The 23,837-nt window shown below is 41.2% G+C and carries 14 protein-coding genes; 8 read left to right on the top strand and 6 right to left on the bottom strand.

Annotated features, from left to right (window positions below):
- The first annotated feature begins 458 nt into the window (after positions 1–458).
- Positions 459–1,040, top strand: a complete 582-nt coding sequence (locus OQE68_RS01675; protein WP_180571183.1) for a YceI family protein — start codon at positions 459–461, stop codon at positions 1,038–1,040.
- 209 nt (positions 1,041–1,249) lie between these two features.
- Here the strand turns inward: OQE68_RS01675 and OQE68_RS01680 are convergent, their stop codons facing one another.
- From OQE68_RS01680 to OQE68_RS01690, 3 genes are all read right to left on the bottom strand, one after another.
- Complete coding sequence (locus tag OQE68_RS01680) at positions 1,250–1,909, bottom strand: class I SAM-dependent methyltransferase (RefSeq protein WP_180571182.1); 660 nt, start codon at positions 1,907–1,909, stop codon at positions 1,250–1,252.
- A gap of 239 nt (positions 1,910–2,148) precedes the next feature.
- Positions 2,149–4,608, bottom strand: coding sequence for an efflux RND transporter permease subunit (locus OQE68_RS01685; protein WP_180571181.1), 2,460 nt, complete (start codon positions 4,606–4,608; stop codon positions 2,149–2,151).
- A gap of 10 nt (positions 4,609–4,618) precedes the next feature.
- On the bottom strand, positions 4,619–5,659 hold the full coding sequence (locus OQE68_RS01690; RefSeq protein WP_180571180.1) for a WD40/YVTN/BNR-like repeat-containing protein: 1,041 nt from the start codon (positions 5,657–5,659) through the stop codon (positions 4,619–4,621).
- A 103-nt stretch (positions 5,660–5,762) separates the two neighbouring features.
- Here OQE68_RS01690 and OQE68_RS01695 point away from each other — a divergent pair, with 103 nt between their 5' ends.
- The 3 genes from OQE68_RS01695 (at position 5,763) to OQE68_RS01705 (ending at position 7,747) form a co-directional block, all read left to right on the top strand.
- Positions 5,763–5,972 (top strand): type II toxin-antitoxin system VapC family toxin, encoded by a 210-nt coding sequence (locus tag OQE68_RS01695; RefSeq protein ID WP_180571179.1) that lies wholly within the window; start codon positions 5,763–5,765, stop codon positions 5,970–5,972.
- Positions 5,973–6,069: 97 nt separating this feature from the next.
- On the top strand, positions 6,070–6,459 hold the full coding sequence (locus OQE68_RS01700) for a helix-turn-helix transcriptional regulator (RefSeq protein ID WP_219340208.1): 390 nt from the start codon (positions 6,070–6,072) through the stop codon (positions 6,457–6,459).
- Positions 6,449–7,747, top strand: a complete 1,299-nt coding sequence (locus tag OQE68_RS01705) for a type II toxin-antitoxin system HipA family toxin (protein WP_180571178.1) — start codon at positions 6,449–6,451, stop codon at positions 7,745–7,747. The genes OQE68_RS01700 and OQE68_RS01705 overlap by 11 nt, the downstream gene beginning before the upstream one ends.
- Positions 7,748–8,098: 351 nt before the next feature.
- Here OQE68_RS01705 and OQE68_RS01710 read toward each other — a convergent pair whose 3' ends face one another.
- The 3 genes from OQE68_RS01710 to OQE68_RS01720 form a co-directional block, all read right to left on the bottom strand.
- A complete protein-coding gene (locus OQE68_RS01710) occupies positions 8,099–8,461 on the bottom strand; it encodes an endonuclease domain-containing protein (protein WP_180571177.1) in 363 nt (120 codons plus the stop codon).
- A gap of 200 nt (positions 8,462–8,661) precedes the next feature.
- Positions 8,662–10,038, bottom strand: coding sequence for a DUF1329 domain-containing protein (locus OQE68_RS01715; protein ID WP_180571176.1), 1,377 nt, complete (start codon positions 10,036–10,038; stop codon positions 8,662–8,664).
- 457 nt (positions 10,039–10,495) lie between these two features.
- On the bottom strand, positions 10,496–12,658 hold the full coding sequence (locus OQE68_RS01720) for a DUF1302 domain-containing protein (protein ID WP_219340207.1): 2,163 nt from the start codon (positions 12,656–12,658) through the stop codon (positions 10,496–10,498).
- A 1,003-nt stretch (positions 12,659–13,661) separates the two neighbouring features.
- Between OQE68_RS01720 and OQE68_RS01725 the strand changes: the two genes are divergently transcribed.
- The 4 genes from OQE68_RS01725 (at position 13,662) to OQE68_RS01740 (ending at position 23,816) form a co-directional block, all read left to right on the top strand.
- Entirely contained in the window at positions 13,662–16,034 is a 2,373-nt protein-coding gene (locus OQE68_RS01725; protein WP_266195433.1) for a hypothetical protein, read from the top strand.
- Positions 16,035–16,092: 58 nt separating this feature from the next.
- A complete protein-coding gene (locus OQE68_RS01730) occupies positions 16,093–18,438 on the top strand; it encodes a hypothetical protein (RefSeq protein ID WP_266195434.1) in 2,346 nt (781 codons plus the stop codon).
- A gap of 702 nt (positions 18,439–19,140) precedes the next feature.
- Positions 19,141–21,102: a hypothetical protein gene (locus tag OQE68_RS01735; RefSeq protein WP_266195435.1), complete on the top strand. Its 1,962-nt coding sequence runs from the start codon at positions 19,141–19,143 to the stop codon at positions 21,100–21,102.
- Between the two features lie 806 nt (positions 21,103–21,908).
- Entirely contained in the window at positions 21,909–23,816 is a 1,908-nt protein-coding gene (locus tag OQE68_RS01740) for a hypothetical protein (RefSeq protein WP_266195436.1), read from the top strand.
- Positions 23,817–23,837: the final 21 nt, after the last annotated feature.

A 23,837-nucleotide genomic window follows, 5' to 3' on the forward strand; every position in this document is an offset into this window, starting at 1 on the left:
AGTTCCATTTATACTCGTCGCTTTGACTATATAATTAGCAACTTTATTTAGCCATATTCAACGGGCTTATTCTAGCCCGAATATTTCATCAAACCACAGAAAAATGCTATGTAGACCAGTGATATCAGGGTCTTTAGCATGTTTATGAGCTTGCCGAGTTTGCAGGACTCATTTTTGACAAGCATTGATGTAGCATCCTCCTTTATTGAGATGCAAGCATATGATTGCTAATATACTTCATTTATTTTACGAATATTCATTAAATATTGATTGCAGTTTATTTACTTATTCGCCGTTACTGTCTACTTTTTCCCTCCCTCATCCAACTTCGTTCAAAAATGACCAATAATTCTCCCAATATTGACAAACTATAACTTGCCAGAGTCAGTTGTTTTTGGTCATTATTCTCTATTGAGGGCACCTCTAATAACTGTTTATGACCAACGAGAATTACTTCTATGAAACTACGTCACTTGTTGCTACCCCTGGTATTAGCCTCTAGTGCAGCTACCGCTACTGCCGATTGGAAACTGAGTTATGAGTTATCTCGCTTAAACTTTGTCTCAGTAAAAAAAGAACATGTTGCAGAATCTCATTTTTTCACTGATGTACAAGGCGGGGTTGATGCAGTAGGACAAGTAAACGTTGTTGTAAAGCTCGATTCCGTTGAAACCAATATCGATATTCGTAACGAACGGATGCGTCAATATTTATTTGAAACCAGCAAACACCCCAATGCGGTTATCACAGGTAAAATCAATATTAATAAAGCCGTTAAGTTAGATGTTGGCGCCAGCTGCAAAGAAACCGTTAAACTCAATCTTAACCTGCATGGTCAAACCCATCCTTTAGAAGTGGATTTATCCGTATCAAAATTACAAGACAACACCTTATTAGTAAGCAGCCTCAAACCCATATTAATTGATGCTTCAAAATACGGCATGACACCAGGAATTGATAAATTAAAAGAACTGGCTGGTTTAAACAGCATTAGCTTTGCTGTACCAGTCACTTTTAAGTTAGTGTTTGAAAAAGCGTAGCGAAGCTTAGTCCCCTCTCCTTCTGAAGCTATTGTAAAGGCTGCTCTCCCCCCTTTGATAAAGGGGGAAATTAGATTGTGCTATAGTTCTAACCCTCCCTAGCTCACTCTTTCTAAAACTGTCGCAAAAGCGCTTCAAATTAAATCCCTTCAGTACCCTTTTGCAACACCCTGGGAGAGTGAGTTAAAAAATGCACTATTAATATAACGCTATTTCTTCCTAACCAACGTTAACCCATCCCCTATCGGCAACAGCCCCATATCCACCCGTTGATCGCTGTGTACATGACGATTAAATTTTTGTAAGGCAAGGGTATCTGGATCATCACTAAGCTCTGCCACCGAGCCACTCCATAAGGTATTATCAAACGCCATTAATCCACCCTGCCGGAGTAGTTGTAAACCTTGTTCGTAATAATCCTGGTAACCAATTTTATCGGCATCAATAAATAACATATCAACCTGACCTGCTCCACCAGCTGCTAGTAATTCCGCAAGAGACTCCGTAGCTGGCTTAATTTTCAAGTCTATCTTGTTGGTGATTCCTGCTTGCTGCCAATATTGTTTGGCTTTTGATGTATATTCATCACTGATGTCACAGGCAATTAACTTACCATCACCTGGTAACACTGATGCCATCCATAATGCACTATAACCAGTAAAAGTCCCCACCTCAATAATCCGTCTTGCACCAGTTAATTGAGCTAACAGGGCTAAAAACTGCCCCTGTTCAGGAGCAATTTGCATATTAGCATTAGGCATAGCTGCCGTCTCTTCACGGCACTGCTGCATTATAGCTGTTTCCCGCACGCCTACTTGCCAGATATAGTTTTCAATAACATCTGTCATGTTTAGTGTTGATCGACTCATATCACAAATCCTCTGTTTATATTCGATTACTACTGTCTTCCATAAAAACTAAAGCACTATTGGTGTATTAGTTTAAGTTATATTCCAGTAGTTTGTTATTTTCTCTTAAATTTCAAAGAATGAGTTTTAAATATTTGATTTCATCAATCAACTTTTTAAACAGGTTTATTCTAAAGTGAATTGCTAATAAAAAACCCACCATTTGGTGGGTTTTTTATTATATGACTTCTTTAGTGTTTCTACGTCAAACTACTAGACATTGATTTATCCATAGAATTGATGGATTTTTCTGATGAGTTTGATGATGTAGCCGCCTCATTGCTTTTATCTTCGTTGGCTGTTTCTGTTCTCTGCTGAGAAACTGGGCTTGCTACCATTCGTTCTGGCCGCATAAAGAACCGAGCTAATGCAGGTAACAACCATAGTGCACCTACCATATTCCACAAGAACATGAAAGTTAATAAAATGCCCATATCCGCCTGGAATTTAATCGGCGACCAAATCCAGGTGCCTACGCCAATTGCCAGGGTTACCCCAGTAAAACTCACCGCCTTACCAGTTGTACGTAAAGTGTTGTAGTAAGCTTCTTGTAAATCCATTCCCTGGCGTAAAAAGCTTTCTAATCGGCTATAGATATAAATACCATAGTCGACACCTATGCCAACCCCTAACGCAATCACCGGTAAGGTTGCGACTTTGATTCCTATGCCCAACATGGCCATTAATGCCTGACATAATAAAGAGGTAAGCGCTAATGGGATAATAATACAACAGACTGCCCGCAGTGACCGGAAGGTAATTAAACATAAAATACTGACTACGCCATAAACAAACACCAGCATTTCATATTGAGCGTCTTCAATTACCTCATTCGTCGCTGCTTCTATACCTGCATTACCAGAGGCTAATAAAAACTTAAGCTGATCAGTATTATTTTCCGCAGCAAACGCTTGAGTGGCCTCAACAACCCTTGCCAGGGTTTCTGCTTTATGGTCATTTAAAAATAATAAGACAGGCGCCATACTACAGTCAGGGTTATATAAACCACTGGCACTCCGAATCGAGCTATTAAGAACATGTTGGTTACGGGATAACGTTTGCCATTTTAAGTTACCCTCGTTAGTGCCTTTAATATACAGCTTAGAAACTGATACTAATGAAACAGCGGTTTGCACTCCCTTTACATTTTCCATCGCCCACATATAACGATCGATAGCTGACATGACTGGGTAGGTTGAACAGGTTTCTTTTGCTGTTTCTACCATGGTCACTAGCACATCAGCACTGGTGGAATAATGTTGGGTAATATAGGCATTATCCAGATTATAACGAGAGTCTGGATGTAACTCTGGCGCACCTGGATCTAAGTCACCTATTTTTAAATCCTGGCTTTGATACCACCCCCAGCCAAATCCTACCAAGGCAATTACTATAGAAATTGGGGCTACCACCGGGTGAGCAAAATTCGATAGCCGATCCCACACTTTAGAGCGAGTGGCATTACCGGCTTTAACTCGCTCGCGAAAAACATTGCCCACCCCTAAATAAGACATGATAACAGGTAGCAGTAGCAAGTTAGTTAAAATAATCACTGCCACCCCAATACAAGCTGCTACGGCCAAGTCACGAATAACCGCTATATCAATCACATATAAGGTTAAAAAGCCAATGGCATCGCTGATTAAGGCGAGCATGCCTGGAATATATAACGAACGAAATGCTCGGCGTGCGGCTGTACAAGGGTCTGCCCCCGTAGCTGCTTCTAAACCAATGGCATTAATAATTTGCACCCCATGGCTAACCCCAATCGCAAACACCAAAAAGGGTACTAATACTGAATAAGGGTCTAGACCATAACCAAAAGTGGCTAATAAACCTAGCTGCCAAATCACTGCCACAATGGAGCAAATAACGGGGATAATGGTGCTGAACCCACACCGGGAATAAACATACAACAAGAGCAAGGTAATACCAATCGCAATCGCAAAGAAGTAAGCAATGGAACCAATACCCTCAATTAAATCGCCTACTTTTTTGGCAAAGCCAATTATTTTAATTTCAACCCCTTGGCCTGCAAACTGGTTGCGTACTTTATCTTCAATCGCTTGAGAAAGTGCTTGGTAATCTAACGCTTCGCCCGTTTCAGGATCTCTTTCAAATAAGGGCACATAAATAATTGACGACTTAAAATCATTCGACACCAGTCGGCCAATTTGCCCCGAGCGTAAAATATTATTACGTAACTCTTCCAATGCAGCCGCTGAGCCATCGTATCCTTTAGGAATAACCGGCCCACCCACAAAACCATCTTCGGTCACTTCCATCCAGCGCACACTGGCAGTCCAAAGGGATTTTAATCCTGCCCGATCAACCCCACGCAAATAAAACACCTCATCAGTCATTTGCTTTAGGGTTTCCATATAATCTGCAGCGAAAATATCGCCTTCTTTGGCGACCACAGCAATACGAATTGAATTGCCTAAGTTTTCAAGCTCATCCTGATGCTTTAACCAGTTTTGAATAAAAGGATGCTCCACCGGAATCATTTTCATAAAACTGGTTTCGGGTTTCAACTTGGTTAGCTGATAACCCAACACTAAGGTACACACTGCAAACACCAGCAATAAAAACAGCCGATGGTTAAAACAAATCCGTTCAAGCAAGGGTTCAGTTTCACTTGGGTGATGAAATTTAGCCATATATCCCCCCTTAATTAGACTCTAACGGCTTACCCAGGGGAGAAGCGAGTTTAACACCACCCTCACCCACTAATACCAACTTTTGATCAGCTAAACTGGCCACATTGCTCAGCGCTTTCCGGTCAGGCCGTTGTACCACCTGAAAACTCAGCCCAGCATCTTTACTGACTAATACCACTCCGGCATTGCCCACTAAAGTAATTTTCTGATCAGACGACAACTGTCCACCATATAATCCCTGCTCAGTATTCACCTTTACCTGCTGCCAGCTATTACCAAAATCATTGGTACGAAAGATATGGCCTCGTAAACCAAAAATCAGCGCACTATCAACTGAGCCAGTCGCTACAGCCCCAAATAAAGAACCTTCATAAGGGCTTTCCAATAATTCCCAGGTTTTGCCTTTATTTGTCGAGCGATAGAGTAACCCTGCTTCCCCCACAATAATTAGCCGCTCATTATCAATAGCGGTAATGCTGTTATAGTGGAACTCCTCTTCATTTTCGATGGTATGAGACCAATCCACCCAGCTGCTCCCGCCATCTGTCGTATGTAAAATCTGCCCATAAGCCCCCACGGCAAAACCTGCTTGCCGATTAATAAACCACACATCTAATAAGGGAGCTTCCATCGCTAAATCATCATACTGACGTTGCCAACTGGTACCACCATCAGTAGTGGCTAAAATAATGGAATCATGCCCCACAGCCCAGCCATAGTGTTGATCGACAAAATGAATTGCTGTGATTAATTGGCTGGTAGGCACTTTCGCCTGTTGCCATTGCTGCCCTTGGTTATCGGAATAGACAATATGGCCACGCTCACCCACCGCTACTAGTCGTTGGCTACCAGGTGGTATGGTGATATCCAGCAAAAGCGCTTGGGCTGCTTTGTCACTTAAAACGGCAGGAGGATCAGTTATTTTATTATCAGCATATAGTTTAAACGTATTGGTTAGCAGCAAAATCAACAGGCCAGCTTTAAGCAGTGCATTGAGAGCTGGCCACCGGTTAAATCGAGCGAATCGTCGTTGCCGAGCGGCAAATCGCATGCGCCTACTCCCTTATCGTTATCGTTGCATTTCAAACTGTTGTTTTATCTAATTTTGCTCACAGACGGTGTAATTATTACTGACTTGGCAGTCATTTTTATAGTTGATCTACATCTTTGTTGAAGACGAAGGCTTCGAAAAACTCGCTATTAGCTTGTTTCATGCAGAAAAAGCAGGGGAATTACCTGATATTCATAAAGACCCATTCGATAGAATGTTAATTGCCCAGGCGCAAGCGGAAGGGTTAGAGCTAGTCACTCAAGATGGGTTTATTCCCCAATACAATATTAAAACGCTCAATCCTACGGCTTAACGCATCTTTGTTTAATCTATAGTCAAAGCGAATGGTATATATTAGATAAAACAAAATATCACTATAGTAGTCATATCCTATCGATAGGATTACTATAGTGACCTTTTTATATTTGACGCCATCAAGCCTCACACCTAAAATAACAACCATGACGCTACCAAACACAAGAACATACTCCCGCTATACCAAGAGTGCTGCTGAACTGTTAGGCAAGCAAATTAAGCTTGGCAGAAAAGCACGCCAGCTCACTATGCAAGATTTAGCTGATCGGGCTGGTATATCTAAAGGTACCCTGCAAAAAATTGAAAAAGGCGACCTTAGATGTGAAATAGGGATAGTCTTTGAAGTAGCCACGCTAGTGGGTATAAAACTATTTGATTCTGACCAAGATACACTTAACCTGCGTATTGAATTAGCTGATAGCAAAATTGCCCTGCTCCCAAAAAGTGTTCATATTAAGCAAAAAGATGTAGACGATGACTTCTAAATTCCAGCGTTACAATGAAGCTTATGTATGGGCCTGGCTGCCAGAAGAAACCACGCCAGTTGTTGCTGGTAAATTAACTGCTGAAGGGCAAACCCTTATTTTTAACTATGGTAAAAGCTATTTAGCCCGGGATAACGCCATTCCTATTTATGATGCAGAACTTCCTTTAAGGCCAGGGTTTATTCCCCCACAAAAAGGGTTAACCATACCAGGCTGTATTCGTGACAGCGCACCGGATGCCTGGGGTAGACGGGTTATTATTAATAGTTTATTAGGACTAAAAGGCTCTGCTGATACCACCCAGCTGGATGAGCTCACTTATTTGCTTGAGTCCGGCTCTGACCGCATTGGTGCTTTGGATTTTCAGCTCTCGCCCACTGCTTATGAACCGCGCGCGGCTGTCAATGTACCACTTGATGAATTATCAGCAGCAGTTGATTTAGTAGAGAAAGGAGTGCCCTTAACCCCAGAGTTAGACCAAGCATTGCATCATGGCACCTCTATTGGCGGTGCACGCCCTAAAGCACTCATTGAAGATAAAAACAAAAAATATGTTGCCAAGTTTTCGGCCACTTCTGATTTATTTAGCGTAGTAAAAGCCGAATTTATCTCCATGCGCTTAGCTGAAATGGCCGACCTGAATGTTGCGCCAGTGTCATTAACTCAAGCAGCACACAAAGATGTATTATTAATTGAACGGTTTGACCGTGTTCAATCACCCCAAGGATGGCAACGCAAGTTAATGGTATCAGCCTTAACCTTGTTTAACTTGGATGAAATGATGGCTCGTTATGCCAGCTATGAAGAACTGGCAGAAATTATTCGTCACAAGTTTACTAATGCATCATTAACCCTAAAGGAATTATTTTCCCGAATTACTTTTAATATATTAACCGGCAATACCGATGACCATGCTCGCAACCATGCCGCGTTTTGGGATGGCAACATGCTATCACTCACCCCCGCCTATGATATATGCCCACAAGGCCGTTCAGGCAACGAAGCTTCACAAGCCATGCTAATAACTGGCAATAATCGAATGAGCCAAATATCTGTGTGTCTTGCAGCTGCACAGCACTTCTTACTTACCCGAGAAGAAGCCATCATTATTATAGAAAAACAAATCCAAGCCATTATCGAAAACTGGTCCAATGTTTGCGACACTGCAGAGCTAAGCGAAACAGACCAACAACTACTTTGGCGTCGCCAATTTCTTAACCCCTACGCCTTTGAAAATTTAACGAAAAGCGATGGTCGTATTTTGGAGCTAATATCGCAATTAGATTAAGAGTTATGAAAAAAACCAAACAGGCAATCGCCAATATTAAAAAAATGAAGAAGCCTATTATTTCAGATGAAACACTGAGGGAGTTAAGGCAGGAAGGGCGTAAATGAGTGGCTAATAGCCTCATCGTTTAGGTAAAGAAAAATCCCCCTTAATCCCCCTTTTTCAAAGGGGGAAGCTAAATTGTGCTATTATTCTATCCCCTCATAAAATTAACTGCACAATTGTTCACCTCCTGCCCTGAAATTAGACTGAACCACAATACTATACCCCAGATTGAAACTCTTTCTCTTCTATGAAATAGGGTCTTGCGCCATTCATTCCCCCCTTTGAAAAAGGGGGGTTAGGGGGGATTTAAAAACACGCCTTTCTCACTGACTGCTCAATTACCTCTAGTACAGTATTTGTTTCTGTTAGCACCTGTCGGTTATCAAATCGCAAAACGGTTAAACCCAACTCCGTTAATGCTTGATCGCGAATTCTATCTTGCTCTTGATGATCAGCATCATAATGCTGGCCACCATCCAGCTCAATTACCAGCTTTGCAGCAGGACAATAAAAATCCACAATATAATCGAGCAGAGGTTTTTGCCGATAAAACTGTTTGCCATGTATTTGTTTTCGACGAACAAGCTGCCAGAGCCTTTGCTCTGCCTCAGTCATATTTGCTCGTAATAGTCGACCCGGTTGTTTAAGGTGCTTCAAGTAGGTTTTCATGAAATCCCCCTCAGTCCCCCTTTGCCAAAGGGGGAAGCTAGATTGTGCTACCAATCAATACCTCAACTGAAACAGGGCTGTGTAGCAGTCTTCTTTCCTTTAGAAAATTGGAGGTTAGGGAGATTTTAGAACATAATTACAAAAACTGCTCCCCCCCTTTAACAAAGGGGGGCTAGGGGGGATTTAAATAACACCAACTACTACCGGCGCCCTCTCCGTCTCAACGCTGCTGGCTTAAAGTACTTATCATCAGGTATGGCTTTTGAAAAGTCTACATAGGTGCTTTCTTCATTAGCTAAACCTTGTACATAATAACGGCGTGCCTGTAGATCATGGAATACATCCAAACCGGTCCAGGTGGTTGGTAAATCATAGTTATTTAACAAATAAGCCATGCTTACTCGCCATAATTCACCACGTCCGTCGTATTGATCAACAACGGCTGCACCCCAGCTGTCTTCATCCAAATACAGCACCCGCTTTGAATAAATATGGCGTTCGCCTGGCTTCAAAGTACCTTCCACTACCCACACCCGGTGTAGTTCATAACGGGTATGGTCTGGATTAACATGACCAACTTTTAAGATATCTTCGTTTTTAAGTTTGGGGCTTATCAGCTCATAGTTATTGTAGGGGATATAAATTTCTTTTTTACCCACTAATTTCCAGTTATACCGATCTGGCGCACCGTTATACATATCGGTATCATCCGCCACAATTAATCCATCAGCAGCAGAAATTGGCGTGTCATAGGCTAAATTAGGCGCTCGACGCACTCGGCGCTGTCCTGCATTATAACCCCATGCCTGACGAGGTTGTTTAACCTGATCCAAAGTTTCATGCACTAATACTGAACCACCGGCTAACCGAGCAGGGCTAGTAGTAAAAGCCAGATAATAAATAATAATATTATCTAATGTGGATTCACTGCCATTAGGATCATAATACTTAAAAAACGCCTCTTGTTGGGTAATAACTGGCGTGTAATTACCGTTACGATGCACCGGCACACCTGCTGCTTTACGCACACCATATTCTCCACGGTAACGCACAATATGGTTCCACAGTGCTTCTAAACCGTCTTTTGGAATAGGGAATGGAAAGCCCGCGTAAGCCCCAGTAAAACCATTACCGCCATTATTCAGCTTAGCGGTGGTTGCATGTTTAATCGTATTATCATACACAAACTGAGGTAACGAACCCGATCGCCGGGTTTTATATACTGGAATTTTAAAGGTCTTCGGGTAAGCCTTAAATAACGCAATTTGCCCAGGGGTTAAATTAGCTTGATATTTACTCAAGTTATCCGCCGTAATCACAAATTGCGGCTTGTCCCCTGGGTAAGGATTAGGATAATGCTGCCCTCTGGTTGTATAACTTTTTGGGATATCACTTTTTTGTAAACCACCAGTCCAGGCAGGAATGGTACCTGCTTTATTACCGGCCTTTTCAGCACCAATTGGGGTTAAATCTTTTTTTAACCGCTCCGCTTCTTTTGGCGACACGGCTGCAACAGCCATCTGCGTTGCCAGGGCTAACGCCGTCAACCCACCAATAATTGTTTGTTTTTTTAGCATGAGGTTATCTCTTTTTACTTATTTACCCACCACGCTCAGGGTATCGCAAAATAACTGTATTCGTAACCTTTTGCGTTCCTATCTTGCGGGGTATACCACTTATGCAAGGCTGTTTTATCTTTTCACCTCCCCCTTTAAACAAAGGGGAATTGAGGGGGATTTCATGAAACCTACACAAAGCTCCTTAAAAAAATCCCCCCCTACCCCCCTTTTTCAAAGGGGGGAATAGAACAGAGGTGCTATTAATCTCTCTTTTCAAAAAAACCAAGCGCAATAGCTTTTTCAGAATAAAACCTTCAACTTTCTACTCTCAAAGCAAAGTGCTGCTTAGCAGGAATTTTGGTTAGTGAGGACAAGGCGTCCATGCACGGAAACTTTGAGTGTATAAATAATACATGATAAGTTGAGTACATGGACAACGCCGTTATCGCTAATCAAAAGCCTAATAAATAGTGCTTTAAAAAGCGTATTTAAAATTAACCGCTATATTATCCCTATCATTCAACTTATTCCGTCGCTCAGCCCCAAAGAAATTGGTATAACTAATACCCGCCGACATGGTGCCTAAATAATTAGCATTTAGTGCAATAGTGGCTGCTTTGCGGTCTTCCATAAAGCTACCTGTCCGGCGGGAGTTACCTTCCACATCATGTTTAAAACGGAAAACCGGGTTTAAATTCACCCCAGCAAATACATCGTTCCATACCCCAGAAGCCACCAACGTATAACCCCAACTAAAGCGATCTAGTCTTTCATGGGCCGGGGTGTAATCGCCACTAAAATTTCTTTGATCATAGGGTCCTGAGCCTGTGGATAAAAATCGATCATAGTCACCACCTAAACCAGAAATCATTTCAAAGTGAGGTTCAATTAACCCCATAAAGCCATCAAAGCCTAGAGTTGGGCCAAAGTTATGAATAAAAACCAATGAACCAGTCCATAACTCAACCCGTTCGTAGTTGCTATACCAATCACCGACACACGCGATATTCTCTGGTCGTCCTTGAGATAAATGGGTACCTGTAGCTTCTGAGCCTGTACATTGAACACCATTCAGCAATGGAATAAGATTTGACGAAATCCCTGAAACTAAGTCATCTGGATGATCAATCCATATTGGCATATTAGGCCGATAAGTTAATTCACCCGCAATAGAAGTATCACCAACTGTTGTATTAAAGCTCAAGCCAAACATTCTGATATCTTCGGGAAAAACTCTTCGTGCCAAAACATTGTTTGACATAACATGCATCATCCCCCCTACTGTTGTAAGCGCCAGCTCTCTCAATGTAGGAAATCTTTCTGCGACAATTGAACTTCTAAAACTTAGAAAATCTGCCATATAGTTCTCAGGAATCGTAGCTTGAACAAAAGGTGCCTGAGAATGGTAATTCACAAAATAAAAGCCAAACTCAGTATCATTTAACTCTTCTGCAAAATACTTAAAGTTAATACCCCATTGCCCACTGTCTCTAGCATTTTCCTTTCTAGTCGTATCCGCGACTACTAAATAATCGCCATCAATATTTACACCTTTACTTTTGAGTATTTCTATATCAGCACTTGAGAGTGGAAGACCTAGACTTGCGGCTCTTTCAAGAGTTCCAGACAGTTCATTATACCCCTTATCTGCCCCCTCAGAAAAAATATCATTATTACTAAAATAAGAACCACGGGGGGGGACAATCGTCTCATCCCATTCCAACATATAAAAGGCTTCCATGGAAAGGCTATCAGTCAGCCCCACATTAAATGCCAAAGCCATTTGCGGGATTAATAGGTCTTTTACCTCAGAACCCGGTAGCGAAAACTGGGCAGCATCTATAGGGTTTATGGTATTAATCCCCCCCCGGTAAAATAACCCCTCCCCCCAGTTAAGTACTTGTTGGCCAAAACGAATATCCACAGGTTTATCATACACATCAAAACTGGTGTATACATAAGCATCTAATAACGAGGCATCTTTACCGATTAGGTTTTCAACATCACCACTAAAACCATCCCCATTAGGATAAGTACCCGTTTGGTCAGGATAGCCACGACCAGTAAACCGATCATTAGCATGGAGCCAATCGGTAGACTGATCCATCACTACAGAGTCATAAAAAGCCCGACCCCTTACAAAAGCCCCTACATTGGAGATGCTTTCAGTGGGATTAGCGTAATTAATTTCTAACTCAGAGGTTATCTTATAAGTATTGGAAACCAGGCCCGTATCATAATTACGGTTACCATCGTTAGTATTCACATCATCATGGGTAGGCTTATCAGCACCTGCATATTTTCGGGTATCTCGCCCTTCTACCCGCCACATAGCACCGTAGGATAAGGTGGTATCAAGCGAGCCAGTGACATCGCCATCCATTAATTCAAACTCAACCCCATGGGCCGCTGGCAGCACAGCTAAAGCACCGGCCAGGACAAAACCTGCTTTCGCAGGGGCCAGGCGCAATGCTAATTGAGCAGTCCCAATAACTCCCTTTTTCAGCGATAGCTGTGTTAGCGCCGTACTCAAAGCCTCATGTACTTTTTGTACACTCCGGTTTATCGTGCACCGCTGCCTTGCTCTCACTAAAAAATGACTTTCATTGGAACTACTCATGTTACGTATGGTTTCCATGTCTGACTCCGTGGAACAAATCAACCCCGCAGACTACACTTGCTTTATTAATGGCGTAGCTGCTTTTATGTATTGTTATAAGTGTTGCGTCTTGTAACTTTTTTTATTGTTAAGATCAATAGTCGTTTTGTTTTTGAATAGTCACTAAGCTTGTGTTTTATATTTTACGCCTGACTGTTTTTTGTTCTACTTGGTACCTATATTTCGTTAATTCTAATTATCAACCCACTCTCCCTGACAAACTGCCGCAAAAGGCATTTTTAGCTCCCTCTCCCTCTGGGAGAGGGCTGGGGTGAGGGTATACATTACGGATCTCACCAAACAGCACGATAACAATCTTGTAAGAATTAATCAAACGCTCGATTGAGGCTAAAACAACCGGTTTATGTATCTTTACTCACCGTTACCTAAACACAACTTATTGAAAGGACGTGGCTTTCAATTATTTTTGACTAACTGGTCGGAATTTGTTTTTGAATGGTAGCTAATATATTGGATTCTAATTGATGTATAAGGATCAAAAGACTGTCGTTTTATATCCAGCTCGATTGATTTACAAGCAAGCTATTAAATAATGAAAGTAGACATTAGTCGAATGGATTTTAATATTATTTTTAGATAGCAAATTTAAAAGGAAAGAATGAGTTAAACCACAATTCTGTTCCCCCGTTGGAATTGGATTAAATCACAGCACTATTCCCCCCTTTGAAAAAGGGGGGTTAGGGGGGATTTTTTTACTTTGAGTAAACTTCATGAAATCCCCCTCAATCCCCCTTTCATTAAAGGGGGAGGTTATTAGCTGGCTGCTCATACATAATGAGTTAATCTATAAAAAAGCACAAACTGGGAAAAAGAACAAACAATCCGCAAAGTTACCACTCACTTTATCTCTAACGAATTAATTCTACGTAAAATTACTAACAAAAACTCTCCTATTAAGTAAAAGGCATTTGTCTTATAATGGCCCGCCAATTTTAGTCGTAATAATAAAAGGTGTTTACCTATGGTAAGGAAGCTTGTTGTATCACTTAGTTCAATTTTATTTTTTTCTTCTCAATGTATTGCAAATACTGATCATGTAATTGAATTTCTGCCAAAAAACACCAATTTTTTCATTCCAGATGAAAGCGATAACTGGTCACCCATAGCGAATTCTAATCCTAATATATGCTTCAGTTTTTATATATCTGGAGGTGTCATTAGCGTCATTCAACAAAATAATATTTTTTATAGCATAGGCGCTGTATTGGAAAATAATATTGTAGGAGGATTAGTTGCACTGAGTGCCTTTCAAACAAAAATACCTATAAGTTTAAAATGCAATAATATAACTAGCACTAAAAATCAACTAAGTAAGTACTATTTTGGAGACTTTAATAATGACTCATTAAGTGATGTTATCTTTTTAGTTAACTCCAGTAACTATAAGGCTAAGGCATTAGCATTTTATGGAATAAAAACCCAATTTAATTTTGAACAAAAGCCAAACGAACTCAGTTTTCACTCTTTAAGCTTTATAAAGGATGGTAACTGGTTGATACCAAATTCAATAAGAGAAAATAACATTACACTTAGAAGCCATAATTATATAGGACCAACTGTCCGTAATATCTCCCATTTAACCACTGACTGGCAAAACGCCAGCATCACCATCCAAGACCGCAACAAAGATGGCCGCGATGATCTATTAATCACCCGCCCTGGTGCTCCTGACTTAATCGCCTTTGCTGCTGAAGATGGCAGTTTCCCTAAAGCTGAAGTGGATACAGGTATTGGCAAATACAACGGCCCGTCGTTATATAAAAGCCGCTTTTGCAACCGCGCCTTGTTAACCCAACACCCGGATCAAAACCCATCAACGGTGTTATTTGATGATGTCTGTCGTACCGCTTATGTGAGTCCTCCAGCAACGGGCACGACTGAAGTGACGGCATTAACTCCTAACCCTGACAATGCCGCCTTTTGCCCTAAATTAGCAACGGCTCAAACCAATCAAACGGAACTCCTAAAAGAACTAGGGCAAGCCAACACCAAGTTTAAAACCATTATGGGTAGCCTGCCCCATGATGACCAACTAATGACATATGAAGCTAAACGAGAGCAGGCTTTTAATGATTTAGTCGCCGCCGAACAAGCCGAAGCGGCGGTGCGCAAAACGGTGTTATCGCAACGGCGGACTATAGGTCAGCTGGAATTAGACCTGGAAGATTGTGCATTATTAGGTACCAACTGTAATACGGCGCAAGATCAACTTAATACTGCCAAACAAACCCTAACCCAGTTATTAACCGAATTAGATGCGGCCGTCGAAGCTCGGTTAGTTAAACAACAGTTGTATGATCAAGCCTTTGATGCCTATGGCGAAGCCTTAGATAACTACTTAACCGTAGATACTGAATTAGCTGCGTTAATTGAGGAATTTAAAGCCCTACAAGATAAGGAGTTAGCGTTATATCGAGAATTTGCTGGGCTGGAAGGTGCCACCGCACAAATTCACTATCAATGGGATTGGGCTGAGCAGGTTAACCGTTATAAGCAATTAAACCAACAGTTAAAAATGCAATGGCAACCCTTACCAGTGACGGGTGCAAAAATACTGGCGGAATTGCAAGAAAAACCCGAAACCCCACTGGGCGATAAAGCCATTACCCTACCGGCCGTCTTGTATACCAGCATTAATCAGCAAAATAATGATGTACAAATCAACGGCTATGAAACAGCCCTCATGCCTAAAGGCGATACAGTAATAACCAGCACCTTACGCAAAGCGCCCTCCACCCCGATTAGTTTGCCGAGTAAAATCAACGGCACTATTGGCCTGAGCTTAGCCGGTTATTGCCCTTTTGCACCATCAGCCGTTCAACCCCAGCCACTAGAAAACCTAGCTGCTCACTTAACCCCACACATTCAGTATGAATACGAAGAACAAATTAAACGGGGTTATACCGCCAAATATAAACTGGATACTTTCGTCAAAACCATTGTCCGCACTAAGAAAAAGAAAAAATGGTTTAAAAAGAAGAAAAAAACCTATATCGAGCGCAAAGTCATCACCAAAGATTGGTTTGATATCAACTTCGACGCTACCAGCGGTGAATATGCCTACTCTCCTGCTGAACAGGATCAAATTACCCGCGAAGTAAAGTCTGATTTAGTGCGTCGAGTCAATACGGCTATTGGCGCCTTATATGCCGATAACAGCCAATGCCAGCAAAATACAGACTGTAGTTATGGTTACTGGTTAGGCCAACTTACTGGCAACAATGACGACACTAAAGCCATCCAACAATTTAAACAGGGTAATTCCAAGTGGGTGGAAGAAGTAGTATATGGGATTCGCTATCGACCTAAGACCGGTTGGGTGGGGTTTAGGTGAAACTATACTCACTTATTCCCTTTATTTTATACTTAGAATTAATAATCTAAAAAAACCTATGAAAAAATTTATTATTTTGACTTTAGCTTTATTTTCAGGCTTATGTTTCTCGTCCACTGGTGATAAGAAGATTGATTTATCAAGATCAAAAATCAATCTTCTTAAACACTATAAAAGTACCGATGTACTTAGAGGCTTATGTCATAACCCTCATAAAGTAACTAGTCTTAGCACTATTGATATATACAACTTTCAAGATGGGATTGATATCAGAGTTTTCTTGGATACTACCCCTAACTCAAATAATAATTTTATAAAAGGGCTTATTGGTACAGCATTTATGTATATAGATAAAGAAATTAATAAGTTATTTGCTGAAAAAAACCATCATACGATAATGAATAAAAAAGGCCATAGATGCCCTACTAAGGTAGAGGATTTATCTAGCTACTTAAGACCATATTATGGCGATTTTAATGCTGATGGAAGTAGTGATTTACTTGTAGTATTTGGAAAACATAATGTTAGAGACAAACTATTAGTAGTTTTATCACAGACTCTAAACTCTAATAAATTTTACGAAATTCCACTAGGAGTATTAAATAGCAAAAAAGTAAAAATCACTAATTTCAAAATATTTATTTCTAATACTATAAAAGGCTTATATGATGCAAATATAACTATCCAAGATCGCAACAAAGACGGCCGCGATGACCTATTAATCACCCGCCCCGGGGCCCCAGACTTAATCGCCTTCGCAGCTGAAGACGGCAGTTTCCCTAAAGCCGAAGTCGATACCGGCATAGGCAAATATAATGGCCCTTCTTTATACAAAAGCCGCTTTTGTAACCGCGCCTTGTTAACCCAACACCCCAATGAAAACCCTTCAACCGTGTTATTTGATGATGTCTGTCGTACAGCTTATGTGAGTCCTCCAGCAACGGGCACGACTGAAGTGACGGCATTAACCCCTAACCTTAACAATGCCGCCTTTTGCCCTAAATTAGCAACGGCTCAAACGGATCAAACGGCATTATTAAAAGAGCTAGGCCAAGCCAATGCCAAATTCAAAACCATTATGGGTAGCCTGTCACACGATACCCAACTGGTGGCGTATGCGACTAAGCGGGAACAGGCTTTTAATGATTTATTAGCGACCGAACAGGCCGAAGCAGCGGTACGTAAAACGGTGTTATCCCAACGGCGCACCATTGGCCAGCTGGAATTAGACGTGGAGGATTGTGCGTTATTAGGCACCGACTGTAATACGTCGAAAAGTGACTTAACTGCCGCCCAACAAACCTTAACCCAGTTATTAACTGAATTAGATGCCGCTGTCGAAGCCCGGCTAGTTAAACAAAAACTCTATGACCAAGCCTATGATGCCTATGGCGAAGCCCTGGATAACTACCTAACCGTGGATACTGAGTTAGCCGCCTTAATTGAAGAGTTTAAAGTCCTACAAGATAAAGAATTAGCCCTTTATCGTGAATTTGCAGGATTGGAGGGTGCCACCGCGCAAATTCACTATCAATGGGATTGGGCCGAACAGGTTAATCGTTATAAGCAATTAAACCAGTCATTAAAAATGCAGTGGCAGCCCTTACCAGTGACTGGTGCTAAAATACTGGCGGAATTACAGGAAAAGTCCGAAACCCCATTAGGGGATAAAGCCATTACCTTACCGGCCGTCTTGTATACCAGCATTAATCAGCAAAATGATGTACAAATCAACGGCTATGAAACGGCATTAATGCCTAAAGGCGATGCAATAATAACCAGCACTTTACGCAAGGAGCCATCCAACTCGATTAGTTTACCCAGTAAAATTAACGGTACTATTGGCCTGAGCTTAGCCGGTTATTGCCCCTTTGCACCCAGCGCTAATCAGCCTCAACCGGTAGAAAACTTAGCAGCTCACTTAACCCCACACATTCAGTATGAATACGAAGAACAAATTAAACGGGGCTATACCGCGAAATATAAACTCGATACCTTCGTCAAAACCATTGTCCGCACTAAGAAAAAGAAAAAATGGTTTAAAAAGAAGAAAAAAACGTATATCGAGCGGAAGGTCATTACCAAGGATTGGTTTGATATCAACTTCGACGCAACCAGTGGTGAATACGCCTACTCCCCCGCTGAACAGGATCAAATTACGCGGGAAGTCAAATCGGATCTAGTCAGACGAGTGAATACCGCTATTGGCGCCTTATATGCCGACAACAGCCAATGCCAAGCAAATAAAGATTGCAGTTATGGTTATTGGTTAGGTCAGTTAACGGGTAATAACGACGACACTAAAGCCATCCAACAATTTAAACAGGGTAATTCCAAATGGGTCGAAGAAGTCGTATACGGCATTCGTTATCGTCCCAAGACCGGTTGGGTGGGGTTTAGGTAGTGTAAAGCCCTAACTACAATGCTATCCCCCCCTTTGACAAAGGGGGTTAGGGGGGATTTTTTACTTTGAGTAAGCTTCATGCCCCCCCTCAATCCCCTTTATTAAAGGGGGAAGCTGGATTGTGCAGCAGGAATGGTTCAGTGCAAATATTTAACATACTGCTACTGTGCTCAAATTAATGAGCACTACTCACATATAGCTCAATGCAAATACCCTCTACCTCAGGGTGAGGGGGTAGCGCTAGCTACAAGCCGGTTACGAAATAACATTATATTAATCAATAAAGTTCAGGCTGATTCAATTATGCTAAAACAAACGAATTATAAACTTTATAGTTCATTGGTTTCTTTTTTTTCTTTATGTTTACTTTGCTGCAATACTATAGCAAGTAATCTTATTGACTTTGGTAGTGAAAATCTAAATCTCAAGATTGAATATGTAAAAGCACATAATCTATTCAGTTGGATGGGCGATGGTGGCTGTGGAGGAACTGGAGGGCCAGTTTTTGAATTGCTAGGAATCTCAATAAAAAAGCATGGAGACTTTGAACTCACATTAATGGATAGTAAACCTAAAGCATTTATATTTAGTTTCACTAATATGCAAAAAATAAAGAATTTAAATGAATATAATAAAATAAAAAACACATACAACAATTTAAATTTTCTATCAGAGAAAAAGCATTGCAACAAAGACATATCTATGAAAATTGATAGTTTTCTTATAAAAAAAGGAGACTTTAATGGTGATAACTTAACTGACTTAGTAGTAATTGTTACACACCCATCCTTTCTAGGGCGAGCTTTAGTTTTTCCTAGTTTTGAGTTAAATAGACATAAACTAGTTACTTCATCAATTGCATCAGACAACTACACATTAAATAACATACCTATAGATATTTCAGGGATAACAAAATTTGATAGATTTACCAACATCACCATCCAAGACCGCAACAAAGACGGCCGCGATGACCTACTAATCACCCGCCCTGGCGCACCAGGCTTAATCGCCTTTGCCGCCCCCGACGGTAGTTTCCCTAAAGCTGAAGTCGATACTGGTATTGGCAAATACAACGGTCCGTCCTTATATAAAAGCCGCTTTTGCAACCGTGCTTTGTTAACCCAGCACCCAGACGAAAACCCGTCAACGGTGTTATTTGATGATGTTTGTCGTACGGCTTATGTGAGCCCACCCGCCACGGGCACCACCGAAGTGACGGCATTAACCCCTAACCCTGATAATGCCGTCTTTTGCCCTAAGTTAGCATCAGCTCAAACCAATCAAACGGAACTACTAAAAGAACTAGGGCAAGCCAACACTAAATTTAAAACCATTATGGGTAGTCTACCCCATGATACCCAACTAGTGGCGTATGCCGATAAACGAGAACAAGCTTTTAATGATTTAGTCGCCGCTGAGCAAGCCGAAGCAGCGATACGTAAAACCGTATTATCCCAACGACGAACTATTGGCCAGCTGGAATTAGACGTAGAAGATTGTGCGTTATTAGGCACTGATTGTAATACGGCGCAAGATCAACTTAATGCTGCCAAACAAACCCTAACCCAGTTATTAACCGAATTAGATGCCGCTGTCGAAGCCCGGCTAGTTAAACAGCAATTGTATGACCAAGCCTATGATGCCTATGGCGAAGCCTTAGATAACTATTTAACTGTTGATACAGAGTTAGCTGCGTTAATTGAGGAGTTTAAAGCCCTACAAGATAAAGAATTAGCGTTATATCGAGAATTTGCGGGCTTAGAAGGCGCTACCGCACAGATTCACTATCAATGGGATTGGGCTGAACAAGTTAGTCTTTATCAAGCTTTAAACCAACAGTTAAAAATGCAATGGCAACCCTTACCAGTGACTGGTGCTAAAATACTGGCAGAATTACAGGAAAAGCCCGAAACCCCATTAGGGGATAAAGCCATTACCCTACCGGCCGTCTTGTATACCAGCATTGATCAGCAAAATAATGATGTACAAATCAATGGCTATGAAACGGCATTAATGCCTAAAGGCGATGCAGTAATAACCAGCACTTTACGCAAAGAGCCATCCAGCCCGATTAGTTTACCCAGTAAAATTAACGGCACTATTGGTTTGAGTTTGGCGGGTTATTGTCCTTTTGCGCCCAGTGCTAATCAACCTCAACCGGTAGAAAACCTAGCCGCACACTTAACCCCACACATTCAGTATGAATACGAAGAGCAAATTAAACGAGGTTATACCGCGAAATATAAACTGGATACCTTCGTCAAAACCATTGTCCGCACCAAGAAAAAGAAAAAATGGTTTAAAAAGAAGAAAAAAACCTATATCGAACGGAAGGTCATTACCAAGGATTGGTTTGATATCAACTTCGACGCTACCAGCGGTGAATACGCCTACTCCCCTGCTGAACAGGATCAAATTACCCGCGAAGTGAAATCGGATCTAGTCAGACGAGTGAATACCGCTATTGGCGCCTTATATGCCGATAACAGCCAATGCCAGCAAAATACAGACTGTAGTTATGGTTACTGGTTAGGTCAACTTACTGGCAACAATGACGACACTATAGCCATCCAACAATTTAAACAAGGGAATTCCAAATGGGTAGAAGAAGTCGTATACGGCATTCGTTATCGACCTAAAACAGGTTGGGTAGGGTTTAGGTAGTGTAAAACCCTCACTACAATGCTATTCCCCCGTTGAAATTGGATTGAACCACAGCACTATTCCCCCCTTTGAAAAAGGGGGGTTAGGGGGGATTTTTGGTACTTTGAGTAAGCTTCATGAAATCCCCCTCAATCCCCCTTTTATTAAAGGGGGAGGTTATTAGCTGGCTGCTCATATATCATGAGTTAATCTATAAAAAAGCACAAACCGCTAAAATAATAGCAAACAACCTACAAAGTTACCACTTACTTATTTTCTAGCGAATTAATTCTACGTAAAATTACTAATAAAAATTCGACTATTCACTAAAAGGCAATTGTCTTATAATGGCCCGCCAATTTTGTCGTAATAAAAGGTGTTTATTCATGGTAAGGAAGCTTCTATTAATCATTGCCTGCTTTAACTCATTTTCTGTTTTTTCCCAAGAGATAATTTTTGACTTTAAGCCAGGAAAGTTTAACCTTAGCTTCAGGTATATCGAATTTTATGAAACAATTATAGGGAGAGGATGCTATAGCTTTCCTGCTGTTAAGCTCTCTGAAATAGCTATTGGCAAAGATATTAAAAAATTCAAGCTTACTCATGCATTTAATCCTTTCAAAAAAACATCTCCAGTTATAAACAACGCTCTTACAATTAGAAAAATTGTTAACGAAAGTTTATGGAATGAGAGTGATTGGTTGAAATCAGGACTAATTTATTCATATAAGAAATTACTATTCAGATGCGACAAAAGCAAGTACACGGAGCAAACACACGGATTTAAGCAATATTTTGGGAATTTTAATGGAGATAATCTTGGAGATATGATAGTAGTTTATGACGATAAATTTATAAAAAATAGAGCTTATGTTTATTTGGGGTTTAACCCCAGTCATATAAGCTACAAACCTCATCCTTTATCTGAAGGTAGTTTCGTTTATAACGAGTTAAATAACTTCTATGAGATAACAGACTTGTTTAGTGCTGGGGCTACTAATTACAACATCACCATCCAAGACCGCAACAAAGACGGCCGTGACGACCTATTAATCACCCGACCAGGTGCTCCCGATTTAATCGCCTTTGCCGCCCCTGATGGTAGTTTCCCCAAAGCCGAAGTGGATACCGGTATTGGTAAATACAACGGCCCGTCCTTGTATAAAAGCCGCTTTTGTAACCGTGCCTTCTTAACCCAGCACCCCAATGAAAACCCATCCACGGTATTATTTGATGATATTTGCCAAACCGCTTATGTGAGCCCACCGGCAACGGGCACGACTGAAGTGACAACATTAACCCCTGATCCTGACAATGCCACCTTTTGCCCTAAATTAGCAACGGCTCAAACCAATCAAACGGAACTACTAAAAGAGCTAGGTCAAGCTAATACGAAATTTAAAACCATTATGGGTAGCTTGCCTCACGATGACCAGCTAATGACGTATGAAGCTAAACGAGAGCAGACTTTTAATGATTTAGTCGCCGCCGAGCAAGCCGAAGCAGCGGTGCGCAAAACGGTGTTATCTCAACGACGAACTATTGGCCAGCTGGAATTAGACGTGGAAGATTGTGCGTTATTAGGCACCAACTGTAATACAGCACAGAGTCAATTAACCACAGCCCAACAAACCTTAACCCAATTATTAACTGAATTAGATGCCGCTGTCGAAGCCCGGCTAGTTAAACAAAAATTGTATGACCAAGCGTTTGATGCTTATGGCGAAGCCTTGGATAACTACTTAACCGTAGATACTAAATTAGCTGCGTTAATTGAGGAGTTTAAAGCCCTACAAGATAAAGAATTAGCGCTTTATCGGGAATTTGCTGGTTTAGAAGGCGCCACCGCGCAAATTCACTATCAATGGGATTGGGCTAACCAGGTTAATCGCTATCAAGCTTTAAACCAGCCATTAAAAATGCAATGGCAACCCTTACCAGTGACTGGTGCTAAAATACTGGCGGAATTACAGGAAAAGTCCGAAACCCCATTAGGGGATAAAGCCATTACCTTACCGGCCGTCTTGTATACCAGCATTAATCAGCAAAATGATGTACAAATCAACGGCTATGAAACGGCATTAATGCCTAAAGGCGATGCAATAATAACCAGCACTTTACGCAAGGAGCCATCCAACCCGATTAGTTTGCCTAACAAAATTAACGGCACTGTTGGTTTGAGCTTAGCGGGTTATTGCCCTTTTGCGCCCAGTGCTAATCAGCCCCAACCGGTCGAAAACTTAGCGGCTCACTTAACCCCACACATTCAGTATGAATACGAAGAGCAAATTAAACGAGGTTATACCGCGAAATATAAACTGGATACCTTCGTCAAAACCATTGTACGCACCAAGAAAAAGAAAAAATGGTTTAAAAAGAAGAAAAAAACCTATATTGAACGGAAAGTCATTACCAAAGATTGGTTTGATATCAACTTCGACGCTACCAGTGGTGAATACGCCTATTCCCCCGCTGAACAGGATCAAATTACGCGTGAAGTAAAGTCTGATTTAGTGCGTCGAGTCAATACGGCTATTGGCGCCTTATATGCCGATAACAGCCAATGCCAAGCAAATAAAGACTGTAGCTATGGTTATTGGCTAGGTCAGTTAACGGGTAATAACGACGACACTAAAGCCATCCAACAATTTAAACAAGGTAATTCCAAATGGATGGAAGAAATCGTGTATGGGATTCGTTATCGTCCCAAGACCGGTTGGGTGGGGTTTAGATAATTTTTTTAATGCTATTACTAG

The organism is Spartinivicinus marinus (genome assembly GCF_026309355.1).
Lineage (GTDB): Bacteria > Pseudomonadota > Gammaproteobacteria > Pseudomonadales > Zooshikellaceae > Spartinivicinus > Spartinivicinus marinus.